This window comes from Autumnicola psychrophila, assembly GCF_031846645.1.
In the GTDB taxonomy this organism is placed as follows: domain Bacteria; phylum Bacteroidota; class Bacteroidia; order Flavobacteriales; family Flavobacteriaceae; genus Autumnicola; species Autumnicola psychrophila.
The window spans coordinates 24,435-48,925 of record NZ_JAVRHN010000001.1; the positions used below are offsets into that span (position 1 = coordinate 24,435).

Consider the following 24,491-nt stretch of genomic DNA (forward strand, 5'->3'; position numbering starts at 1 on the left):
TTAATTTTTATTAAAAAGTAATATTAACTCCAAGTGCCCAGGTTCTGGTGAATGGATATATAGCATTTGTACTTTCACCGGTTTCTGGATCGTATCCATCTTTTATACTCGTTATTTCAAAAAGATCATTTCCGGAAAAATAAAATCGCACCTTTTCCATACCCACAACTTTTGTATAATTAGAGGGTATGGTATAACCTAAAACAATATTCTTTAAACGTATATAGCGATTATTTTGCAACATAAAATCATTGTTCCCCCAATTCCATCGAGCTCTATTAGTATTTGTTGTTAGACGGGGATATTCAGAAGTGGTGTTATTCTCTGTCCAGGTTTCTCCCAGATAGGAGACGTTCTGATTCGTATAAAGGGTATAAAAAGGATAAGCCAGGTAACCGGTTCTAAGTACATTCTGATCCAGAACTCCCTGGAACATTGCATTAAAATCAAATCCTTTCCAATTAGCTCCCAAATTTATTCCAAAGGTGTAGTGGGGAGCCGCATCACCCATGAATTTTACATCACCTGATTCTCCTTCCCCACCAATATCATCAATATAACCATTACCATCAAGATCAATCCTTCTGGTATCTCCGGGACGTAAAGCCTGAGTTGCATCTGATTCTACAGGAATCTCTCCCTGGGTTTCTGAAGCAAGACGGTCATAATAAGTATTTACAGCCTCCTGATTTTCCAAAAATCCATCCGTTTCATAAAGGAAATAGGAATTTAAAGGGTATCCTTCTACAGTTTCCACTAATCCCGCCTGAATGGCAGTTTGACCTTCCATTTGTACGAGTTCATTAGTATTATTGCTCATGTTAGCTGAAATATTGTATGAGAAATCATCTCCTAATTTGTCATTCCAGCCAACAATTGCTTCCCAACCTTGAGTTTCAAGTACGCCACTGTTCGATCTAGGAGCTGTTCCACCCAACAAATCCGGATACACAACCGGCACCAGCATCCCGTCATTTTCTTTTTCGAAATATTCGAAAGTGGCAGATAGTCTATTCTCCAGGAATCTTAGATCTATTGCAATATTGCTCATTTTTACTCTTTCCCAGGTCCTAGTATCAGAAGTTAAACCTGAGACTTGTGATGTACTTTGAAGTTGCGGACTTAGCCCGAAAGGCATTGAACCACGGCTAATACCGGAAACATAATCATATAAACCAATGCCTTCCTGGTTCCCCATTTCTCCATAACTTCCTCTAAGCTTAGCAAAGCTAATTGCCTCCAGGTTGGACATAAATTTTTCCTTAGTGATTATCCACCCAGCAGAAATACTACCAAAGTTTGACCATTTATAACCAGGCGCAAATCTTGAAGAACCGTCCCTCCTGCCAATTAATTCTATTAAATATTTTTCTTGAAAATCATAATTAAATCTTGCTAAATAAGAATAAAGCCCCCAATGCGATTGCCCTCCTCCATTTCTCATATTATCTTCTGGAGCTACATTTAGATCATAAACCCCCAAATCTTCCAGTCCTGTTCTCTCCGCATACAAATTTTTATCATCCTGTAGATCAGCAGTAACCCCTATTAACGCAGATATTGTATGATTTTCAAAGAAAGTATCTTCAGCATACTCCAAAAACGCTCCGTAATTCTGATAAGTCCTGTCATAAGTTCTAACTGCATAAAGAGGAGTTGAATTAATTCTTTCTGGAGAAATTTCACCTGCCCATGTATAAGGCTGCACCGTTAAATAATACAGGTCATCTCTACCCAACCTTTTATTAAAAGAAGCAGTTCCTCGTAGGCTTAATTTATCGAAGATATCAAATTCTCCATTTACAAAAATTCTCGTAAGATCTTCCGTAAAGTCCCTTCTTCCACCATCTGTAGTTGCCGCTGTTGAGTTACGATTACCTGCTATACCAAAATTGGCATACCATTGCCCATAAGGATTGAGGGCAGGAAAAAATGGAGGATCAAAAGATACCGCATTCACACCAAGGCCTGAAGAAGGCTCCGATCGAACCGATCTCTGATAGTTGACTCCTGTCTGTAAAGAGAATCGATCAGAAACATCAAAGTCATAGTTAAATCGAACATTGTATTCCTTCTGGCCGTCATAAGCAGTTTTTAGAGCACCTTTGTTATCAGCAAAAGAAGCGGAAAGCCTATAATTAGTTTTTTCTGTACTACCTGAAATACTTAAATTTTGTTGATGAGAATAACTGTTTCCGTAAAGTTCATCAAATCTGTTTGCATCTCCAATGAAGATATCTCCCCAGAACGGAGTCCTATATATTCCTTCAACACCCTGTTGCAGCCTCTCAAGATTTTCGCGATTCGCCCATCCCCAGTAATCTCCGGTTCCATCCTCCGCAACCGCATCAAGCCATAATGTCGCATATTCTTCCATGGAAGGGGCTGGTGGACGAATTCCGATTGTATTCAATCTGAAATTCCCCTTATATTCTACTGTCATTTTTCCCTTTCCATCTTTAGTTGTTACCAAAATCACTCCATTAGCTGCCCGAGAACCATAAATAGAGGCTGCACCGTCTTTTAGCACACTAACAGATTCAATATCATCGGGGTTCATATTGTAGAATTCTCTTAAACCAATTACGGGCACCCCATCAATTACCACAAGCGGTTCTCCTCCGTTGACTGAAGTCGCACCTCGTATTTGAAGAGCTACATCCTCATTTCCAGGGCGAGGCGAAGACCTAGTTACGGTTAAACCAGGTGTCTGGCCTTGTAGAGCTAAAGCCGGATTGGTAACGGCACGATCCTGAAAGGCTTCACTATCCACCTGCTCAATTGCACCGGTTAGGGATTCTCTCTTTTTAGCGCCGTATCCTACTACTACCACCTCATTAAGCGCATTTTCATCAGTAAACATATTTACATCTATGGACCTTCTGTTTCCTACGGTCTCTTCTATTGTTTTAAATCCTAAAAAACTGAATACAAGAGCAGACTCACTAGAAGGAACAGTAATGCTATAATTTCCATCAAAATCAGTCACTGTTCCAACCGTAGTGCCTTTAACCATAACATTCACTCCAGGGAGTGGCATACCATCGGCCTCTGAAATAACTGTTCCGGTTATCTCAATTTCTTGCTCCTGCACGACTAATGGAGCTGCTTCAATTACCGCTCCGAAAGAACTGGGAAAAGATAAACATAAGAGCAGGAAGAAAATTCCCGATCTAATAGCATTAGAATTGTTAGTTAATAGCTTTCTTGCTTTCATAAATTTTAAGCTTTAAATGAAATTTTAGATCCTTTTTACAAATCGAAATCATCTTGATTTTAGTCAAAGATGTTTGATGATTCTGTTTATCAGATTATTAATAAGGTTGGTTCAATTTCAAAATATCATAAGTATTAAACCTTTTATTAATTTTATCTTAACAATGATAGCGAAATCGATATAGAGATGTAATAAATTATGATTCAAAGAATATAAATTACCGTTCTTTACCCTAATAGCAAGGCCTACAGGTGGAACAATTTTTATTTTTTATTCTGCGGAGAGTTGATTTTTATGAATTGGGTAGGAGTAATATCAAATAATTCTTTAAAAGTTTTGCTAAAATAAGCTGATGAATTGAACCCACTCATGTATGCTATTTCTTTAATAGAATGACCACTATTACGCAGTAAATCGGCAGCATATTTTAAGCGGACTGTTCTTATAAAATGACTAGGATTCTGACCGGTAATAGAATTTATTTTTCTATAAAACTTCGACCTTCCCATTCCCAATTCATTTACAATATCTTCCAGAGAGAAATCAGGATCACTTATATTTTCCATAACAAGCTTGGTAGATTTATCCAGAAAAATTTCATCAAGAGTATTGGTTGTTAATTCTTTTGAAGGAAATACCTCCGAAAGAGATTTAAATTTTGCTTTAAGTCTTTTCTTCGCCTCTAATAAATTTCTAATCCTCGCTCTTAAAACATGAATATTAAAAGGTTTGGGGAGATACTCATCGGCTCCTGTCTCAAAACCTTCAATTCTATCTTCTTCCAAACTTCTAGCGGTTAAAAGAATAACCGGGATATGGCAAATATCAATGTCGGTTTTTATTAATCTGCATAATTCAAAACCATCTTTCTTTGGCATCATCACATCGCTAATTACCAAATCGGGATAAAATTTTTGTACCTTATTATATCCTATTTCACCATCCCTCGCTTCTTTGATAATAAAATCGAATTCTAATTCATTTTTAAGATGGGTACGGAGCTCTTTATTGTCTTCAACAATCAATATAACCGGCTTGTTGCAATCATTGGAACTCTCCTGGATTGATTCTTCTTTTGAATGATTATCTGTAATAGACAATTCATATTCTGCAGCCTTTAAAATAGTTTTACTGATCTCCGACAGATCGTAATTTCCAAAATCCCCATTTTTAGCATGCCGTTTAAATTTTTTACTTACAGGCTGCACCGGAAGATTTACAATAAAACGGGAGCCTTTTTTATATTCGCTTTTAACATCAATAGAACCGCCGTGCATCTCCACCAAGGCTTTGGTAAAGTTGAGACCAATACCCGTTCCTGTTTTAGTTCTGTCTACATTAAAGAATCGGGAGAATACTTCATTAAGATGCTCTTTTTGAAAACCAATTCCAGTATCTGCAACAACAATTTTTATAAATTCCTTTATTTTTGGTGCTCCCATTAAAACTGCTGAAAGACCAGTTTCCTGTGAAGTCCTCTCAATATTTAAATTAACACTTCCCCCGCTGCTGGTGAATTTTAGAGCATTAGAAATAAGGTTGGTCAGAATCTTTTCATATTTATCCGGGTCAAAGTACATTTCGTATTCTGAATAAGAAGAATAAAATTTCAAACAGATACCCTTCTCCTCGCCAATAGCACGGAATAGTTCAAAAACATCACGGCTAAAGCGCACAATATCAATCCTGGATACCTGTAGAGGGTCACCACCCTCATCTATTTTCCTAAAATCAAGAAGCTGGTTAATTAAATGGAGTAATCTCCGGGCACTTCGTTGAATGGTTACGGCCGATTTTTTCACCTGATCCGGATCGGTATAACTGGAAAGGATCTTATCTACAGGATTCAATATAAGGGTCAGTGGGGTCCTGAACTCATGACTTACGTTCGTAAAGAATTTCATCTTCATGTGATCCAGTTCTCGCTCTTTATTTCTTCGAATTAGAATAGTATAGTAGTAGAAGAAAACAAATATTAAACTTAAAGCTAAGATGCAGTAAATTAAATAGGCCCACCATGTAAGCCAAGGTGGTGTTGAAATAGAAAACGGCAAAGAAGTTGTTTTTGCATTCTCCCAGTTCCCATCAATGGCGGCCATAACCTTAAATTCATAATTTCCTGGCTGAAGGTTAGAATAACTTGCCAGCCTGTTTTTTCCTGCAGAAATATAAGCCTCGTCCAATCCTTCTAATAAATACTGATACCTTACCCGCTCTGGATTTTCAAAATTAAGTGCTACATATTCGAAAGTAAGATAATTTTCATCGTACTTCAGTTTTAACCCCCCCGAGTTAATTAAGGGGCGATCTAATATTACTCTTCCACCTATGGTGTCCCCCACCCTAACTCTTTTATTAAAAAAAGAAATGTTGTTAATTATCGGCTCATATAATTCCTGATGAACACTTATCTCCTTCGGATTAAACATATTGAAACCATTGATTCCACCGGCAATAATAAGACCGCCACTGGTTCTTTCTATGGATTTACTCTGAAACTCCAATCCTTGTATGCCATCATGGACATTGAAATTCTGCAGACGGTTTGTTTGAGTGTTGAGATAAGAAAGCCCTCCTTTTGTTGTAATCCAGATGTTTCCCTGAAGATCCTCTTTAATTCCGACCACCAGGTTGTTAGGCAATCCATTTTGTGTGGTATAGGAGTGAAGCAAATTTAAGTTGGCATTCAATTCATAAAGACCAAGATCGGATCCGATCCAAATACGACCATGACTATCTTCCGTAATATAATTTATGCGGTTATTATTGATACCTTCAATTTCATGAAATAAAATTTTATCAGGAATGTATTCTTTTAACGAATTCAAATTTACATACTGAAGCCCCTGTGCTGTCCCAACAAATAGCCTGTCTTTTGAATCAATAAAAAGGGAAAACACAAAATCACTGATAAGAGAATTTTCCTCTGCCGAAGTATTGGTATATTGATAGAATTGCTCACTTTGAGGATTAAATACGTTTAGTCCTGCTGTTTGGGTACCCAACCATACCCTGCCCATTGAATCCTGCACCGCACACCACACCGTATTCTGGCCTATGGAATAAGAATTATTAGGGTCATAAGTAAATCTTTTAAATTTTTCTGTTCCCGGATTAAAATAGCTAAGGCCCCCATCCCAGGTACTTACCCAAATCCCTCCATCATTGGCTTCCGACAGGTATAGAATCTTATCTGAACTTAAACTATTAAGATCATTGGGTTCATTTCGAAAATGCCTATAGGAATCGCTCGCCTCATCAAAGAGATTTAACCCCCCGCCATCAGTACCTATCCATATTCTTCCCTTTGAATCTTCCAAAACCGATTGCGCTATTTTGGAACTCAGCCCGTTCTTCCTGCCAGATTGATAAAAATAATGCCCAAACGCTGATTTAGAAGGATTCAGTTTGTTAACACCTTTATTATAAGTAGCGATCCAAAAAATTCCATCTCTGTCTTCCAGCACTTTGGAAGGCTGATTATTTGCAATGGAGAAAGGGTTACCTGGGTCACTTTTAAAATGCTGTAGCAGTTTTCCCTGTTTATTTATAAGATATAAACCATGACCATCGGTAGAAATCCAGACTTGACCATTCCTATCCTGATAAATATCGAAGATTGGAATATTATCCTTTGCAGGAGAAATTTCATGGAGGGACTGTTCTTTTGGCGACCAGATAAAAAGATTGGATAAATTATTGCCCATCCAGAAATCCCCCTCATTTGTTATGAGCATCTTTTTAGGCAGGTGATCTAACCATTCTTCATTAGAAAGAGGAATAGTTATATTGCGGAATTTTGATGTTCCAGTATTATAAATGCTCAGATAATTTTCCTGGTTTAAAAAAAATATTTCATCCTGATAACTTTCAATTCCAACTACATTAATATCCGATGCCAGACCTTTCCTATTCTTATTAAAGAAATTGATTTTCAGACATTCTATTACAGGAATTGAAAATTGAAATTCGCAATTTTTCTTTATGTGGAATTTACCATTGCGTGTTCCTACCCAAACTGAATTGTCTACCTCACTAAAAAGTAAAGTATTTATAAAAATTGAATTCTGAGTTTCATAATCTGTCGACAGGCCCAAGTCCACCTTATGGAATTTCTCGGAATATTTATCATAAATACTTAGCCCATTACTGGTAGCAATCCACAAAAAACCCTGATTGTCCTCTACAATAGCATTGATCCTGTTACTACTAATAGAATAGGGGTTTTCAGGTTCTGGGCGAAACGTTTCAAATTCGTACCCGTTATACTTGTTTAGACCATCAATAGTTCCAAACCACAAAAAGCCCTCAGTATCCTGAAAAATCTCCATGCAGGTACTGCTGGAAAGACCTTCCATAGTATCAAAGTTTTCAAATTTCAAATTAGAATACTGGGCCTGAGCAACATTCCAAATGAAAATAAAAACTATATAAAAGAAATAATTTTTCAGCACGTAGTACCCCTCCTTTAGAAATAGAATGGCTGGTTAAAATTGGACAGTAAAGTTAAATATCTCTTAACAAAGAAAGAGGTTTTTTTATTCGAAATGAAATTTTCGTTGATAAATTTAAAATAGAAGAAGCCACTTAAATGCTTTTAAATGGCACAAGAGACTGCTTAATTCTTCTATGAAAACCATTTAATAGCTAATATGAAAAAATAAAAATATTAAAGCCTTAAATTAAAATCTTCCTCACTACAACACTCCCTTCCGTTCCTCCAGGGAGCAGCGCTTTGTTGTATATGATCCCGGACAGAAGTGAAATAGTAATAGATTATTTATAAATGACGTGCTCTGTACATCTAGAATACAAGTACCTTTCCTCTTACCCCGGGCTATGCTTTTCCACTTAAGTCCGCCAAAGTGAATTCCCATGTTTTATTTTAATTCCGCTTCCTGCTTCTGTTTGTATTCTTCCTTTTCCCATTAGAACTCCTGCCAGGCCTTCACTGCCACTACCTTTTTTTGTGATGCGAAATATCAAAATTTAGAAGTTAGTCCGGACTGCAAAAGCCGGTCCCTACACTCCCTATTTATAAGTCCTCCCTAATTCTAAATTTTGCAACTGTATTGCATCAAAAAAAGGAAAACGTTCAGGATACAATAAGTAAATTAAAAATCAATTATAAACCTAAATCTTACCATTATGAAAACGCTTAGAAACTAAGTGCAGTTAATTGGAAACGTGAGAGAAAATCCTAAATCCCACAGGTTCGAAAATGGAAATCTTGTGGTTTGGTTCTCCCTGGCTACCAATTACAATCCCTTGATAAATCAAAACGAATCAAATTAAATGATTCCCCAAAACCTAAAAAACCGCGCTAATCATAAGATTTGCGCGGTTTTGGTGCTAATTGACATTAGCTTTAGTGACCTTGCCAGGATTCAAACCTGGAACCTCCTGAGCCGTAATCAGGTGCGCTATTCAGTTGCGCCACAAGGCCTTTTTGCGGGTGCAAATATATAGTTTATTTTAATTTCTGAAAAAGAATAAATGACATTTTTTAAATCAAACTATTTCTGCACTTAAACCGGCATCCAGAATTTTGGAGCACCTTGGCTCCAAATCATCGTAAGGCCCGGTCTTAACTGTACATTTCCCCTTATAATGAACCAAAAGAGAACATTGCTCTGCCTGCTCGGGAGTGTGGTCACAGGTATAGATCAGCGTTTCAATTACATGATCAAAAGTGTTATAGTCGTCATTATAAAGTACAATCTCATTCTCCTTTTGGGTCTTTGTTTTTGTACTTCGCTTTTCTAAAACTTCTTCTTGCGTGCTCATCTTCAATCTGTTATTAAGTAAAAAGATTTAAGGTGCAAATATACACATTCCATCTAAAAATCTCGCAGTGAAAACTTTACAGCCACCCAATTATTCTTTTCTACATGGTTGACGTAGATTAATCCTAAACCTTCACAGGTTTCCGCGATCACCTTAAGATCTTCAGTATAAAAGCCACTTAGATAAAGCTCTCCTTCAGAATTTAAGGATTTGACATAAACTGGCAGGTCCTCCAAAAGTATATTTCTGTTGATATTTGCAATAATTCGGTCGTACTTTTTATTTCCCAGAAGTTCTGCCCCACCTTCTTCTACATTAATATGTTCACAATCGTTCCGCTGAATGTTTTCCAGAGTATTCAGGTAACACCAATTATCAATATCTACAGCATCTATTTTATCTGCTCCCTTCATGGCCGCCAAAATAGCCAGTACACCCGTGCCGCAGCCCATGTCAAGAACAGATTTACCTTTCCATTCATTTTCCAGAATGAGCTTTATCATCATATGGGTAGTGGCATGATGTCCAGTGCCAAATGACATTTTTGGCTCTATTACAATATCATAATTAGTATCTGGTTTTGGATGAAAGGGCGCCCGCACACTGCAAATATCATCCACAATTATCGGACTAAAATTCTTTTCCCATTCTTCATTCCAGTTTTCACGTTCAATTTCTTCCCGGGAGTAGGTGATTTGAAATTCTTCTAACTGTAATATATGTACGCCTGCAAAGATATCTTCTTCAAACTCTTCTGCAGGAATATAGGCAGTGATACCATCTTCATTTTCAATAAAACTCTCGAACCCAAGATAGCCCAGCTCGGCTATCAGAATTTCTGAAGCCGGCTGGACAGGATCTATTGTGAATATGAATTCAAGATAATTTGATGCCATTTAGAAAGAGTTTACCAGTGCAATAAAATCAGTCGCCTTAAGGCTTGCCCCGCCAATAAGTCCGCCATCCACGTCTTTTTTGGCGAAAATTTCTTTTGCATTATTCGGCTTTACACTTCCGCCGTAAAGGATTGATACATTCTCTGCAATTTCTTCGCTAAAGTTTTCAGCAATATTTTTTCTAATAAAAGCATGCATTTCCTGTGCCTGTTCAGGAGAAGCAGTCTCTCCCGTACCAATCGCCCAAACCGGCTCATACGCAAGAATAACCTTACTCCATGCATCTTCAGAAATCTGGTATAGACTTTCCTTAAGTTGCTTTTCTACCACTTCGAAATGCTTATCACCTTTACGGTCCTGAAGTTCTTCTCCAAAACAGAAAATCACTTCCATATCATTCTCTATAGCCGTATTCACTTTCTCTGCAAGAATTTCATTCGTTTCATGAAAATGTGCTCTACGTTCGCTATGCCCTAAAATAACAGTAGTAACACCAATACTTTTAAGCATAGATGCAGAAATTTCTCCAGTAAAAGCACCGCTTTTACTCTGGTGCATGTTTTGAGCCGCCACTTTTATAGGTGTATCTTTTAAAGCTTCAAATGTGCTGTAAAGATTAGTAAAAGAGGGGGCTACCATTATTTCTGCTTCAGGTTCTTTAACCAATTGCATTTTAATATGGGAAATAAGTTCCTGCGTTTCAGCAAGATCGTTATTCATTTTCCAGTTTCCTGCTACTATTTGTTTTCTCATAATATTTTGGTTAAATCCTTTTTAGGATAAATTGGACTTAGTTATCTTCAGTTTTCCTTAATTTCACAAATATATCGATAAGAAAAAACATAAGCACAAGGCTTTGCATTTAAGCTATTCTTTTTATCAATATTTTATCAGAATCTGCATTTGATTTATAAATCTATATCGGCCGCATCAAACCAATGCTTCTTCTGGGTAATTGTGCCCTTTCTCAAAACCAGCAACCCGGGATTGGAACGCACAATGGTTTTCAATGCAGTTTCGTCTCCCTGGTAGAACTCAAAATTCAGGTTATATTTTTCACTTATTTGCTGCTGAAGTTCCTCTCCGGAAGAAGTCACTCCCACAACTTTATAACCTTTTTCTAAAGCTTCGTCGCTTAGTTGCTTAACGGCCGCGTATCCATCAAGTTCTGTGCTTCTAAGATTATAAGCTACTATAAAAAAGACTTTTTCTGCTTCCAGTATTTCTGAAGTAAAATTCTCCCCGTCTTTCTGAATATAGAAGTCGTGGATTGGCGGCTCGTAACCCTCCTGCACAATTTCTGTTTCCACTCCAATAAATTCTCCCTCCTGCTGTGGATATTGCCCGTTAGTGGTAATTACTACTTCTTCTCCCTGATGAATGAATTTCCAGTTATAATCATAAACCGCCTCCGGCGCACCTTCAGGAACTTTCATCCCATCCTGAATATTCGCGCCAATTTTATAGGCCCTGAAATCGAAGACCGGAAGGTGCATTAGCACATGATAGCAGAAAATAAAACTCAGCATAAATGACAGGAAAATAATCCATCTATGTGATGCCGGTGCAAAAACCGGTGTTATCAGTTTGCGTTTAACAAATAAGAATACAATAAGGACAAGTAGGATCACATCTTTTATAAAAGACTGCCACGGAGTTAACGGAATAGCATCTCCAAAGCAACCACAGTCGGTTACCTTATTGAAATATGCCGAATAAAAGGTGAGGAACGTAAAAAAGACGATCATAAGGAGCAGGCTCCAGGTCGTAAATTTTGGCAGGTAACCAATAAGCAGCATAATTCCCAGCACCAGCTCGAAAACCACAAGAAGGATCGCAATGACCAACGCAAACGGAATAAGCACTTCAATATTTAGAACGCCCTGACTAAAATATTCCTGCAGTTTAAAAGAGAACCCAACGGGGTCATTAAGTTTTATAAATCCTGAAAAAATAAATAAAACACCTACCACCACCCGGGCGATTCCTACTAGTAATTTCATGTAATTTGCTTTTATGCTACTCCGCTTCCTGCATCAAAATAAGCGCAAAAACCGAATAATTAATCATATCCTGGTAATTGGCATCTATACCTTCGCTCACCAGCGTTTTTCCTTTATTATCCTCAATTTGTTTGACCCTTAGCAGCTTTTGCAGAATAAGATCTGTGAGGGAACTAATGCGCATATCACGCCAGGCCTCGCCATAATCGTGGTTTTTGTTCATCATTAAAGCCTTAGTCTCCGAAATTTTTTCATCGTATAAGACAGCAGCTTCATCAGCTTCCAAATCGGGTTGTTCTGCAATTCCTTTCTCCAACTGCACAAGGGCCATAACCGAATAATTTATGATCCCGATAAATTCAGTTTTTTCATCTTCATCTACTTTGCGCACTCCGTTTTCCTGAAGTTTCCTAATCCTTTGAGCCTTTATAAAAATCTGGTCGGTAAGAGAAGGCAATCTTAAAATGCGCCAGGCACTTCCGTAATCTTTCATTTTATTTACAAAAAGGCTGCGGCAGGTTTCCACCACCTCATCATATTGTTTCGAAGTATCCTGCATAAAAGAGTAGTAATTTGCGTAAATTTCGGGCAAATATTCCGATTAGTCAAAGTTAATTTCATTCCGTTCTACACAGGCTAAATATATAAAAATGACAATAAACTGCAGGGGAAACCTCATCGACCTTTCAGCACCCAAAATTATGGGGATAATTAATATTACGCCCGACTCATTTTTCTCCGGAAGCCGTACCGAAACCGAAAAGGATATTCTGAAGAAAGCAGAACAAATGCTCAATGAAGGTGCAGATTTTCTCGATATTGGAGGCTACAGCAGCCGCCCCGGAGCCAAAGATATTTCAGTTGAAGCTGAAATTAAACGTGTAATTCCGGTAATTGAACTACTTCTGAAGAATTTTCCCGATGCAATTCTTTCCATAGACACCTTCCGCAGTAAAGTAGCCGAAGAATCAATTAAAGCGGGTGCTCACATTATTAACGATATTTCTGCAGGCAGCCTCGATAAAGATATGATGCCGATAATTGCCAAATTTCAGGTGCCTTATATTATGATGCATATGAAGGGGACACCGCAAAACATGAAGGAAATGAATCAATATGACGATCTAATTCAGGAAATTCTGCTTTATTTTTCAGAAAAAGTAAAAAAGGCACGTGATTTAGGCATAAATGACCTCATCATTGACCCCGGATTCGGTTTTGCAAAGAATATTCAGCAAAATTTTGACCTCTTATCCAATCTTGAAGCCTTCAAAATACTTGAATTGCCAATTTTGGCAGGTCTTTCACGAAAATCACTAATTTACAAAACCTTTAATACCACTGCAGAAAATGCTTTAAACGGAACAACAGTTTTAAACACTATTTCTATTCAAAAAGGGGCGAATATATTGCGTGTTCACGATGTAAAAGAAGCCGCCGAATGTGTGAAATTGCTCTCGCGTATTAAAAAGTAGTTGTATATTTCATATTTTTACAAAAACCCAGACAAAATTGAACATTCTTGATCTTCGTATTCTCGATATCGTAGATATTGTTTTTGTTGCACTCCTACTCTATTATTTATACAAACTCGTTAGGGGAACAGTGGCGGTAAATATCTTCCTGGGGATCGTGATTATTTATCTTGGCTGGTGGCTCACCCAGCTTCTTCAAATGGAGCTTTTAAGCAATGTGCTGGGAGAATTTATTGGCGTGGGAATGTTCGCCCTTATTGTGGTTTTTCAGCAGGAAATCAGGAAATTCTTGCTAATGATAGGTTCTACAAATTTTACCCATAACAACAGGATTTTCAGGAACTGGCGCTTTTCCAGGGACGATGAAGAAACAAGTACAAATGTAGAAGCTATTGTAAAGGCCTGTGAAGCAATGGGCAAAAGCCTTACCGGCGCTTTAATCGTGATTCAGAAAAGTACCAGCCTGGATTTTGTAAAAAATTCCGGGGACGATATGGATATAAAGCTCAACCAGCCAATACTCCAGTCAATTTTTTATAAAAACAGTACGCTTCATGATGGTGCAATTGTTATTGAAGACAACAAAATCACGGCAACCCGTGTAATTCTTCCAGTCTCCAACGACCGTTCTATCCCGCTTCGCTTTGGTTTGCGCCACCGTGCCGCAGTTGGTATTACTGAAAAAACCGACGCCCTTGCTCTTGTAGTGAGCGAAGAAACCGGACAAATTTCTTATATAAAAGATGGGGAGTTTGTAATGTTCGAAACAAACAACGAACTTATTGAAAAACTAAAGGAAGATCTTTCTTAAACTAGCAAAAAATTACGTGTTTGCTCTTGATTCTTGCAGCGTAGCGTTCTTTATTCTTTTTCCGGAATTAGTACTGGATCAAACCGCCTCTTCCGCTTTAAATTGGACCTCGTACAGGTTCTTATAATACCCGCTCTCCTTTTGTAGCAATTCCTGATGAGTTCCCATTTCCACGATTTCGCCCGCTTCCATTACCATAATTTTATCGGCTTTTTTGATCGTTGCCAGCCTGTGAGCGATTACAATAGAAGTTCTTCCCTGGGTAATCTTATCTGTTGCATCCTGGATTAACTGCTCGCTATAAGAGTCTACAGAAGAAGTGGCCTCATCCAGCACAAGTATACTTGGATTACTCACATAGGCACGAAGAAATGCAATAAGCTGGCGCTGTCCTGAAGAAAGCATTGCTCCTCTTTCTTTTACATTGTAATAATAGCCATTTGGAAGTGTTTCTATAAACTCATGGATACCTATACGTTTTGCAGCATTTATAACATCTTCTTCAGTAATGTTGGGATTTTCCAGCGTGATATTATTCATAATAGTATCTGCAAACAGGAATACATTCTGAAGCACCACCGCAATTTGCGATCTTAGGGATTTCAATTTGATTTCATTAATATCCAGTCCGTCAATACAAATTTGCCCGCCATTAATTTCGTAAAACCTGTTCAGCAAATTAATAACTGTAGACTTGCCTGCACCTGTTGCACCAACAATAGCAATGGTTTCCCCGGCATTAGCTTTAAAAGAGACTCCTTTTAACACCTCTTCATCATCAACATAAGAGAAGCGCACCTCTTTAAATTCAATATCCCCCCTTAAATCCTGAACTTCTTTTGTCCCTTCATCCTTAATAGTAGATTTGGTATCCAGCACCCCAAAAACACGGTTTGCAGCCACCATTCCCATCTGCAAAGTATTGAACTTATCTGCAATTTGCCGCAGCGGCTTAAACAACATCTGGGACAATTCTATAAACATGATAATTACCCCAAGGCTAATCGCATCACTTTCTATAGCACGCAGTCCACCGAACCACACGATTAAACCAATGGTAATAGAAGTAGACATTTCGGCAATTGGGAAGAAAATCGAGTTGTACCATACGGTTTTTACCCAGGCCTTCCGGTGCTTATTATTAATATTTTTAAAGTTTTCGTACTCCTCTTTTTCACGGGTAAAAAGCTGAACGATTTTCATCCCCGTGATACGCTCCTGCACAAAAGTATTTAGGTTAGCAACCTGAGTTCTCACTTCTTCAAAAGCAATCTTCATTTTCTTCTGAAAAACACGTGTCGCATACATGATAAACGGAAGCACGGTAAGAACAAGCAAAGTCAGTTGCCAGCTTTGATAGAACATTACTCCCAGGATCACTAGCATTTTTAATAAATCACTAATGATCATGAAAAGCCCCTGACTAAAAATACTGGCAATGGTCTCGATATCACTAACGGCACGGGTAACCAGCCTCCCAACGGCAGATTTATCGAAATACTTCATTTTAAACTGAAGCATATGCTCAAAAAGGTTTACCCTTAAATCTCTTACTACTTCCTGTCCCAGCCAGTTAGCAAAATATATAAATCCAAACTGAAAAAGTACTTCGGCGAGTAAGACACCGCTCATAAGCAGAATATAGTAAAGAAGCTCGCTATAATCCTGCGGAACTATTGCCTGGTCTATTGTTACTTTTAATAAATACGGCCGTAAAACAGAAGCTACAGAAAGAAGTACAGCAGCAACCCCTACAAGATAAAAAGTCTTTTTATAAGGATCTGTATACTTAAGCAAGCGCTTAAATAAATTAAAATCGAAAGCATTTCCTGTTTTTGACGCCATTTACGCTACTGCTATTTTGGGATATTTTATCTCGGTTAAAAACAAACCTTGTGCCGGGACTGAGGTTCCTGCCCTTCCCCGGTCTTCACTTTTTATTATTTGATGCAGATTGTCTACGGAACTTTTCCCCTGTCCAATCTCCAATAAAGTGCCCACAATGGCACGAACCATATTCCGTAGGAATCTGTCGGCAGTAATATGAAAAACCAACATATCTCCGGATTTTTTCCAAACTGCCGACTTAATTTTACAATTATAAGTCTTTACATCGGTTCTCGATTTTGAAAAACACTTAAAATTGGTATATGTGTTTAAAATTTCTGCCGCTTCATTCATTTTTGCTATATTCAATTCCTTTTTTAAGTAAAAAGTCTGATCCATTACAAACGGATTTTTATGCTGAATAATTTGATATTCATAACTTCTGCTCAAAGCATCAAAACGCGCATGTGCATCTGGTCGCACCTCAAAAATGTCAATTATCGCTATATCCTTCGGAAGCATTGAATTCATTTTAAACCTGATTTCCTCAGTATTCAGAATTTCTTCAGCATCAAAATGAGCGAATAATTGTTTTGCATGCACACCGGCATCTGTTCTTCCCGCACCAACAATTTCAACATTTACCTGAAGCAGCCGTGTTAAAACCTCTTCAATTTTTTCCTGGACAGAAAGAGCATTCGGTTGCCTTTGCCAGCCGTGATATGCAGTTCCCAAATAAGCCAGTTCCAAGAAATACCTCAACCTAAAAATATTATTTTTTACATTAGCGAAATGCAAAGATAAGGCAATTATTACAGCTGTAATCCCCCAAAGCTTTAGCTTTCTAAATGAATAAATAATCTTAATTAATCCCGGTTTGAAAAAAATACTTTTGCTAAGCGACACCCACAATCATATAGACGTTAGAATCCTCCATTATGCCGGTGAGGCCGATGAAATATGGCACGCAGGAGATATAGGAAATGTAGGAGTTACTGATGAACTTAAAAAAATAAAACCAATCGTTGCTGTATACGGAAATATTGATAATGCCGAAGTACGAAAAGAGTTTCCATTGAACCAGCGCTTTATGTGCGAAGATGTAGATGTATGGATCACACATATAGGTGGTTATCCTAAAAAATACTCCCCCGCAGTAAAAGAGGAAATAAAAAGGAATCCGCCAAAATTATTTATCTGCGGACATTCCCACATCCTGAAAGTAATGAACGACAAGAAACTTGGACTGCTTCACATGAATCCCGGAGCCGCAGGCAAACAGGGATTCCATAAGAAAAGAACAATGCTTCGGTTTAAAATCGAAAAAGATAAAATTTTTGATCTTGAGGTTATTGAACTGAAATAAAAGCATTTGCTAAAAAAACTTCAATAGATAAAGTTTAATAATGTTTTAAAATGGCAATTATTAAATCTTGATAAGGCATTATATACCGTTGCCAACACTTTTACGGTACACTACAGATCTGTTCTAAATTATTTTATCAATAGAAGTACAAACGCATCAGCAGAATCTTTTTAAGTATCGGAGTATTTACCCATACAGAATAAAAAAATGCTTTCTGTTTTCACAGAAAGCATTCCCTATAAATTGAACACTGGTAAAATTTAAAGCGCAGCTACATGTTTAGTCAATTGAGACTTAAGATTTGACGCTTTATTGTCATGTATAATATTTTTCTTCGCTAATTTATCTACCATAGATACTACAGAAGGCAATAATGCTTCAGCTTCCTGCTTATCAGCTTCTTTCAACTTCTTGATAGCATTCCTTGTAGTTTTGTGCTGGTAACGGTTTCTAAGACGCTTAGCCTCATTACTACGTATCCTCTTTAACGATGACTTGTGATTTGCCATTACAAATTCTGTTTAAATTATTTTCTTAAAAGTAGTCCGTAGGGGAATCGAACCCCTGTTACCAGGATGAAAACCTGGCGTCCTAACCCCTAGACGAACGGACCATAAATTATTTCAAATATCGACCTTTTAAGGTCTGCCTCTGTACAAATAATTATTCTTGTACCTCTTGTAGTCCGTAGGGGAATCGAACCCCTGTTACCAGGATGAAAACCTGGCGTCCTAACCCCTAGACGAACGGACCGTTTTTTGTTTAATTGCGGATGCAAAAATACAACTATTTTTGAATGGCGCAAATGTCAAACAAAAAAAATTCAAAATTTAATACGCCTTTGCAAATAGTACTCGCTGGGAAGAAGGTTTTCCTGTCAATACACAACTCCCCTCTTCTTTTTCCTTATTGAATGGCACACAGCGTATTGTGGCTTTTGTGAACTCCTTTATTTTGTTTTCTGTCTCTGGTGATCCATCCCAATGAGCGGAAATAAAACCTCCTTTTTCTTTTAAAACTTTTTTAAACTCATCGAAAGAATCTACTTCAGTAATATGAGAATCCCTAAAGGACTTAGCTTTTTCAAATAAAGCATTCTGCATCTCTGTCATTAACCCGCTTACCTTTTCTACAACCTCATCCTGGTTTACAAATTCTTTGGTAAGAAGATCTCTTCTGGCAAGTTCCACTGTTCCTTTCTCTATATCCTTTGGGCCAATAGCCAGCCGCACCGGCACACCCTGAAGCTCATATTGGGCAAATTTCCACCCCGGCTTTTGCGTGTCACGATCATCATATTTCACAGAAATACCTTTAGCTCTTAAATCTGAAGCTAATTGATTGGCTACTTCAGAAATTTGATCCAATTGGTCGTCACTTTTATATATTGGCACAATCACCACCTGTATCGGTGCAAGGTTTGGAGGAAGAACTAGTCCGTTATCATCACTATGGGTCATGATAAGTGCACCCATTAGTCTTGTAGAAACTCCCCAGGAGGTAGCCCAAACATGCTCAAGCCCGCCCTCTTTAGAGGCAAATTTTACATCAAATGCCTTTGCAAAATTCTGACCCAGGAAATGTGAAGTTCCCGCCTGTAAGGCTTTGCCATCCTGCATAAGAGCTTCAATACAATAAGTTTCTTCTGCACCTGCAAATCGCTCATTTTCGGTTTTACTCCCTTTAACTACAGGAATAGCCATGAATTCTTCAGCAAAAGTGGCGTAAATATTATTCATCTGCATTGCCTCATCTAAAGCTTCCTGCTTTGTAGCATGTGCGGTATGTCCTTCCTGCCATAGAAATTCTGCCGTACGGAGGAATAACCTTGTTCTCATTTCCCATCGAACAACATTTGCCCACTGGTTAATGAGAATAGGCAAATCCCGATAGGATTGAACCCAATTTTTATAGGTGTTCCAGATAATAGCTTCTGAAGTAGGTCTCACTACCAACTCCTCATCCAGCTTTGCATCAGGATCTACCATTAGTTTTCCGGGTTCGTCGGGATTATTTTTTAGACGATAATGCGTTACTACCGCACATTCCTTTGCAAAACCTTCGGCATTTTTTTCTTCAGCTTCAAAAAGGCTTTTCGGTACAAAAAGCGGAAAATAAGCATTTTGATGCCCTGTTTCCTTAAACATTTTATCCAATTGAGCCTGCATCTTCTCCCATATCGCATATCCATACGGTTTTATAACCATACAGCCACGCACAGCCGAGTTCTCTGCGAGATCGGCTTTTACAACCAATTCATTATACCATCTTGAGTAATCCTCACTTCTGGTAGTTAGTTTCTTCCCCATTAATCAGTTATTTGGCACAAAACTTGTGTTTGTTATACACAGGTTAAATCCCCTGTTAGTTAGCGCAAAACTAACTATTTTTGTAATGTTCAACAATAAAATACAATGCTAATGATACGCAATAACAAGAAATATCGACAGTTTTCCTTCTTCATGGCCCCTGTATTTTTGCTATTGTTAGCATCCTGCGGTTCTTACGAATATACAGGTTACGGCAACGATGGCATTTATGGTGATGCGAATCCTGATGTTCGCTATGACCGCAGGACTGAAAGTCGACAAGATCGCTATATAGAAGAGCCAAACAACAATAACAGCAGTGAGTATTATAAAAATATGTTTGCTGAAAAATCTCAGATGTACAATGATGTTCTGGAAAACGGCGCCATATTTACTGATGTAGAATCTTATTCTTCTACAGAAGGTCAGGATGAAGAGTACTATGATGATTCTATCGCCTACACTGGTGGTTATGCACCATGGGGAGGGGATCCTGATGAATATACTGTCAACATTTATAATAATGGCTGGCATGGCGGATTTATGAATCCTTACCGTTGGGGCTGGGGTAACAGATTTGGATATGGGTATGCCGGATATGGAGGATTTTGGGGAGACCCCTACTGGGGAGGATGGGATCCTTTCTGGGGACCAGGATTTGGACATCCATTTATGGGAGGTTATGGAATGGGATTTGGACACCCTTTTATGGGTTACGGAATGGGCTACGGCTGGGGTTATTCCGGTTTTTACAATCCCTATATTTACAATCGTGGCATTTTTAACCGTGGCTGGTATGGATCTCCATATTACGGACGATATGATAACAGGCGCGATGTTGCCTATAACGAAGGAAGAAGAAGCTCAAGACAATCTTATTCTGACAGGAGTACGAGAAATTCTTCTGTTAGTACAGCACGTTCAAGAAACTCCTCTTATTCACGAAGCATAAGGGAAATAAGAAATAACAGATCTGCAGATTATAGCGGTTCCCGCAGCAGATCTGTAAGATCTTCTAGTGACGACTCTAACGTCTATAGCAGAAGTGCCACCAGATCTACTCCTGTAAGAGTAAATACCGAATCATCAAGAAGAAATAATTCCTACCAAAGATCCTCCTCCCCTACCAGGAGTAGAAGTACGCAAACAAGATCTTCCACCCCTACAAGAAGTAGCAGCGGAAGTGTACGCAGCTCCAGCAGCTCAGGAAGAAGTAGTTCTGGCACCAGAAGTTCTGGTGGAGGACGTTCTTCTTCAAGAGGAGGCAGAGGATAGGATAATATAATTTCATCAAAATTCTTTTACATTCGACCTTACAGCAAAAGACTGTAAGGTCTTTTGTAATACCTATTTAAAAAATTCCATACTATGAAAAAGTTACTTTTAACGATTTGTATTGGCTTGCTCTCGCTCTCATACGTAGCAGGACAAACTACTGCAGATGCTTACAGATATTCTTCAGAAGAATTAACCGGGACAGCACGTTACCTTGCTATGAGCGGAGCCTTTGGTGCTCTTGGCGGTGATATGTCTGCACTAAATATAAATCCCGCCGGTTCTGCGGTCTTTTTGAATAGTTTTGCAACCATTACTCTGGATCACCGTAACTCTGAAAATGCGGTTAATTATTACAATGGATTAACTACAAGTGAAAGATCAGACTTTAATTTTTCACAGGCTGGTGGTGTATTAGTATTTCAGGGAAACGACGACAATTCATGGAGAAAATTTACTCTGGGTATTAATTTCTCTGAAACCAATAACTTTGATGATAACTTTATTGCCCAGGGAACCAGTAATGCTTCAATAGATGAATATTTTTTAGGCTATGCTGAAGGTTTTCCTTTAGATTTACTTGAAAACAGGGACTACTTATATCTTGGAGAAATAGAAGGATATGGTGCACAACAGGCATTTTTAGGATATCAAGGATATATTATAGATCCGGTTAGTACAGATCTTGACAATACTTCTTACACCTCGGCTATTGCAGAGGGTAGTTTTTCTCAAAATTACGCTATGGCATCGACAGGGATGAACGGGAAATTGTCTTTTAATTTCGCAACACAGTATCAGGATTTCCTTTATTTGGGGTTAAATTTGAACAGCCACTTCTTAAACTATGAGAGTTCTTCGATTTTTACTGAATTTAATAACAATTCTGGCAGTAATACTACTTATGTCGAGTTCGAGAATAATCTTAGCACAACTGGTGATGGGTTCTCTTTCCAGCTCGGTGCCATTGCTAAAGTAAACAAAAGTGTAAGATTAGGTGCTTCTTACGAATCGCCTACATGGTATAACATAAGAGAAGAAAGCATGCAATATCTGGAAACGGATAATGATGTGGAAGGCACAACCGTAGTCAATCCTGATGTCCTGAATGTCTACCCGGATTATACTCTAAAAACCCCCGGCAAGTACACTGGAAGTCTTGCAGTGCTATTCGGGGGCAGTGGATTAGTTAGTTTTGACTATTCTTATAAAGATTACACTACGATGGAATTTCAACCTACAAATGATCCCGATTTCCGTATACAAAACCAGGACATTGCGAATAATTTTCAGGCAGCTTCAAGCTACAGGCTTGGTGGCGAATATAGAATCCAGGGCTGGAGTTTACGCGGCGGATATCGCTTTGAAGAAAGTCCATATAATAATGACAGCAACTTAGGAGAAGTAACCGGATACTCTGGAGGTTTGGGATATAATTTTGGATCGGTTAAACTGGATCTTGCCTATAACCAAACAGAGTATTCAGAATCCAGAGAATTATATAATGTCGGATTCACCAACACAGCAAATATCGACCGTGATATTTCTAATTTTGTAATTTCCCTAAGCTTCGGTTTATAACTAACACAGTTTAAGATAAAAAAGGTCTAAAAAAGTGAGGCTGTCTCTTGTTTTTTAGACCCTTTTTTATCTTACAAGACTAAAATTACCGCTGAATTCTCCTTTATTACCGGTAAGCTCATCCACAAATATTATTTTAAACCAGTAATCATCAGCGGGAAGGTCTTTTCCGTTTGTTGTCCCATCCCATCCTGGTCCTGAAGGAGATATCTGCTTCAACAACCTTCCATACCGGTCAAAGATATAAATGACCCTTATTGCTAAATTGCTTTCTTCATTTTGATTAATCAAGGTCCAGGTGTCGTTATAACCATCGGAATTTGGTGTGAAAAAACGCATGTAACCTACAATGCTAAAATCATCGGAACTGGTAATACCGCAGCCATTGATTTCTCTTGCCCTAACCACATGATTTCCCGGCTTTACATTCTGGAATACGGCACCAGATTGCCATCTTCCGTCATCGAGTTGGTATTCATATTCTGTTGCTTCGCCAACACCCTGTATAGCTTCAGCCGTTACAATAGTCCCACCTGTAAAATCATTACCTTCAATATTAATAAGCACTTCAGAAGGTGCTGAAGTATATCGGAATTCAGTCTCAAAATTTCGGCTGCATCCGGTTTCATTATCAGTAAGGAGCAGCCTGTAACTCTGTAAAGGCGGAACTTCAGAAAAAGAGAGAAAGGCTTCATTAGAAACTATTCCGCTATTATTCCTCCATTGATAAGAATATCCTGTTCCCAGTTCACTCCCAATCACTATTTCACTTTGCAAATCTCCATTAGGGTTCAGGCAAACCTGAGTTATTTCATCAAGATTTACTTCAGGAAAAACCGTTTGATCAAACCCAAAGGAAACCAAACCTGATCTGCAGCCACTCTCTACGCCTACAACTTGCGCAAAAACTTCCTCGCCTTCTTCCCAAATGTATGCTGCAGGAGAATTAACCGGTATATCTTCCTGTCCTGCTGCTTCAGAATCATAGAATCTTACACTGTAGTTTTCCCGGTTTGAATTACCGGATAAAATTTGTGCAGATGCTTCAGTTAAATTTACAGGCTCACCTTCCTTCGAGCAGATCACAAAATCTGCAGGTAAAGTAGCCACAGGCTCATCATAAAAGGTGACGTCTACATCATCCTCTGACGTCTCATCACCTTCAGAATTAGTTACTACTACTCTATAATTTCCGCTCGACAAAACACTTAAAGTAGGACTGGTTTTGCCCGGAAGAAGATCATAGGTAGCAGAATCATCATTGTAAACAAACCATTCATAATCTGTCGCTCCCTCTGTTTCGCCATCAAGAATAACTTCCTCTTCACCACAACCTATCCTATCATCTCCTAATGTGCTCTCCAGAATACTACAATCTGTCGCACCAGCACCCGTCTGGGAAGAATTTGTTTGCTGCAGGCTAATATAACCCGGGGACTCCGAAAAATTTGTGATAAGAACAATATAAATATCATCGGCCTTGGCGTTGTTAATAGTCATACCCTCTACAGCTGATTCTGAAAAACTACAATCAATGAGGTTCTCCCTGCTTAAAGCAGCATCATTACAATAATCTTCATCTTCATTAAAAGGGCCCCACACGGCAAAATCTACATCGAGATTTGTTCCTGAACCATTTTCATATTGAAATTGCGAAATTTTAAATTCAAGATTTCCTGAATTTTCTATCTGAAGATAAAACCAGGCTGGGTATGGTTGTGAAAGCAGGCATCCGTAATATGGACCTGCTTGTCCATTGGCCAGAGAACCACTTGAAAAATTTGAATTTGGAAAAACCAGTTCCTGATCTCCCGCACAAAAAGGTTCAACATCCTCACACAAGCTCCCCTGGCCGTAGGATTTTGCCATAAAAAATAAGCATATCGCAAATAAATGTATTAAAAACTTAGGTTTCATTAAATATTGGCTCTGCTGCAAATTAAA

General features: G+C 38.3%; 17 protein-coding genes and 3 tRNA genes. 5 read left to right on the forward strand and 15 right to left on the reverse strand.

Going from position 1 to position 24,491, the window contains the following annotated elements; all coding sequences use genetic code 11:
* Window positions 1-10: 10 nt before the first annotated feature.
* The 8 genes from RM541_RS00090 to RM541_RS00125 form a co-directional block, all read right to left on the reverse strand.
* The gene (locus RM541_RS00090) at window positions 11-3,217 is read right to left on the reverse strand and encodes a SusC/RagA family TonB-linked outer membrane protein (protein WP_311498226.1); all 3,207 of its coding nucleotides are present in this window, start codon (window positions 3,215-3,217) and stop codon (window positions 11-13) included.
* A gap of 263 nt (window positions 3,218-3,480) precedes the next feature.
* Window positions 3,481-7,575: a hybrid sensor histidine kinase/response regulator transcription factor gene (locus RM541_RS00095; protein WP_311498227.1), complete on the reverse strand. Its 4,095-nt coding sequence runs from the start codon at window positions 7,573-7,575 to the stop codon at window positions 3,481-3,483.
* Between the two features lie 1,014 nt (window positions 7,576-8,589).
* Window positions 8,590-8,663, reverse strand: a tRNA-Arg gene (locus RM541_RS00100).
* A 65-nt stretch (window positions 8,664-8,728) separates the two neighbouring features.
* Window positions 8,729-9,004: an ATP-dependent Clp protease adaptor ClpS gene (locus tag RM541_RS00105; protein WP_311498228.1), complete on the reverse strand. Its 276-nt coding sequence runs from the start codon at window positions 9,002-9,004 to the stop codon at window positions 8,729-8,731.
* Between the two features lie 53 nt (window positions 9,005-9,057).
* Window positions 9,058-9,900 carry a 50S ribosomal protein L11 methyltransferase gene (gene prmA, locus RM541_RS00110; protein ID WP_311498229.1) on the reverse strand — a complete coding sequence of 281 codons (843 nt, stop codon included), beginning with the start codon at window positions 9,898-9,900 and terminating at the stop codon, window positions 9,058-9,060.
* On the reverse strand, window positions 9,901-10,653 hold the full coding sequence (tpiA, locus tag RM541_RS00115) for a triose-phosphate isomerase (protein WP_311498230.1): 753 nt from the start codon (window positions 10,651-10,653) through the stop codon (window positions 9,901-9,903).
* Window positions 10,654-10,808: 155 nt separating this feature from the next.
* Window positions 10,809-11,903 carry a BT_3928 family protein gene (locus RM541_RS00120; protein ID WP_311498231.1) on the reverse strand — a complete coding sequence of 365 codons (1,095 nt, stop codon included), beginning with the start codon at window positions 11,901-11,903 and terminating at the stop codon, window positions 10,809-10,811.
* A gap of 16 nt (window positions 11,904-11,919) precedes the next feature.
* Window positions 11,920-12,462, reverse strand: coding sequence for a DUF1599 domain-containing protein (locus RM541_RS00125; protein WP_311498649.1), 543 nt, complete (start codon window positions 12,460-12,462; stop codon window positions 11,920-11,922).
* A 91-nt stretch (window positions 12,463-12,553) separates the two neighbouring features.
* Between RM541_RS00125 and folP the strand changes: the two genes are divergently transcribed.
* Window positions 12,554-13,378, forward strand: coding sequence for a dihydropteroate synthase (gene folP, locus RM541_RS00130; RefSeq protein ID WP_311498232.1), 825 nt, complete (start codon window positions 12,554-12,556; stop codon window positions 13,376-13,378).
* Between the two features lie 37 nt (window positions 13,379-13,415).
* Complete coding sequence (gene cdaA / locus RM541_RS00135) at window positions 13,416-14,189, forward strand: diadenylate cyclase CdaA (protein WP_311498233.1); 774 nt, start codon at window positions 13,416-13,418, stop codon at window positions 14,187-14,189.
* A 78-nt stretch (window positions 14,190-14,267) separates the two neighbouring features.
* Here the strand turns inward: cdaA and RM541_RS00140 are convergent, their stop codons facing one another.
* Both RM541_RS00140 and truA read right to left on the reverse strand, forming a co-directional pair.
* Window positions 14,268-16,034, reverse strand: coding sequence for an ABC transporter ATP-binding protein (locus RM541_RS00140; protein WP_311498234.1), 1,767 nt, complete (start codon window positions 16,032-16,034; stop codon window positions 14,268-14,270).
* Complete coding sequence (truA, locus tag RM541_RS00145) at window positions 16,035-16,778, reverse strand: tRNA pseudouridine(38-40) synthase TruA (protein WP_311498235.1); 744 nt, start codon at window positions 16,776-16,778, stop codon at window positions 16,035-16,037.
* Between the two features lie 115 nt (window positions 16,779-16,893).
* On the opposite strand from truA, the gene RM541_RS00150 reads away from it, so the two are divergent.
* Window positions 16,894-17,382: a metallophosphoesterase family protein gene (locus RM541_RS00150; RefSeq protein ID WP_311498236.1), complete on the forward strand. Its 489-nt coding sequence runs from the start codon at window positions 16,894-16,896 to the stop codon at window positions 17,380-17,382.
* Window positions 17,383-17,642: 260 nt separating this feature from the next.
* On the opposite strand, the gene rpsT is transcribed toward RM541_RS00150, so the two are convergent.
* From rpsT to proS, 4 genes are all read right to left on the reverse strand, one after another.
* Complete coding sequence (gene rpsT / locus RM541_RS00155; protein WP_311498237.1) at window positions 17,643-17,891, reverse strand: 30S ribosomal protein S20; 249 nt, start codon at window positions 17,889-17,891, stop codon at window positions 17,643-17,645.
* 32 nt (window positions 17,892-17,923) lie between these two features.
* Window positions 17,924-17,995 (reverse strand) — tRNA-Glu (locus RM541_RS00160).
* A 68-nt stretch (window positions 17,996-18,063) separates the two neighbouring features.
* A tRNA-Glu gene (locus tag RM541_RS00165) sits at window positions 18,064-18,135 on the reverse strand.
* Between the two features lie 77 nt (window positions 18,136-18,212).
* Complete coding sequence (gene proS / locus RM541_RS00170; RefSeq protein WP_311498238.1) at window positions 18,213-19,691, reverse strand: proline--tRNA ligase; 1,479 nt, start codon at window positions 19,689-19,691, stop codon at window positions 18,213-18,215.
* Window positions 19,692-19,802: 111 nt separating this feature from the next.
* Here proS and RM541_RS00175 point away from each other — a divergent pair, with 111 nt between their 5' ends.
* Both RM541_RS00175 and RM541_RS00180 read left to right on the forward strand, forming a co-directional pair.
* Window positions 19,803-20,966 (forward strand): hypothetical protein, encoded by a 1,164-nt coding sequence (locus RM541_RS00175; RefSeq protein ID WP_311498239.1) that lies wholly within the window; start codon window positions 19,803-19,805, stop codon window positions 20,964-20,966.
* A 93-nt stretch (window positions 20,967-21,059) separates the two neighbouring features.
* Window positions 21,060-22,547: an OmpP1/FadL family transporter gene (locus RM541_RS00180; protein ID WP_311498240.1), complete on the forward strand. Its 1,488-nt coding sequence runs from the start codon at window positions 21,060-21,062 to the stop codon at window positions 22,545-22,547.
* Window positions 22,548-22,613: 66 nt separating this feature from the next.
* Here the strand turns inward: RM541_RS00180 and RM541_RS00185 are convergent, their stop codons facing one another.
* Window positions 22,614-24,416, reverse strand: coding sequence for a T9SS type B sorting domain-containing protein (locus RM541_RS00185; protein ID WP_311498241.1), 1,803 nt, complete (start codon window positions 24,414-24,416; stop codon window positions 22,614-22,616).
* Between the last annotated feature and the right edge of the window lie 75 nt (window positions 24,417-24,491).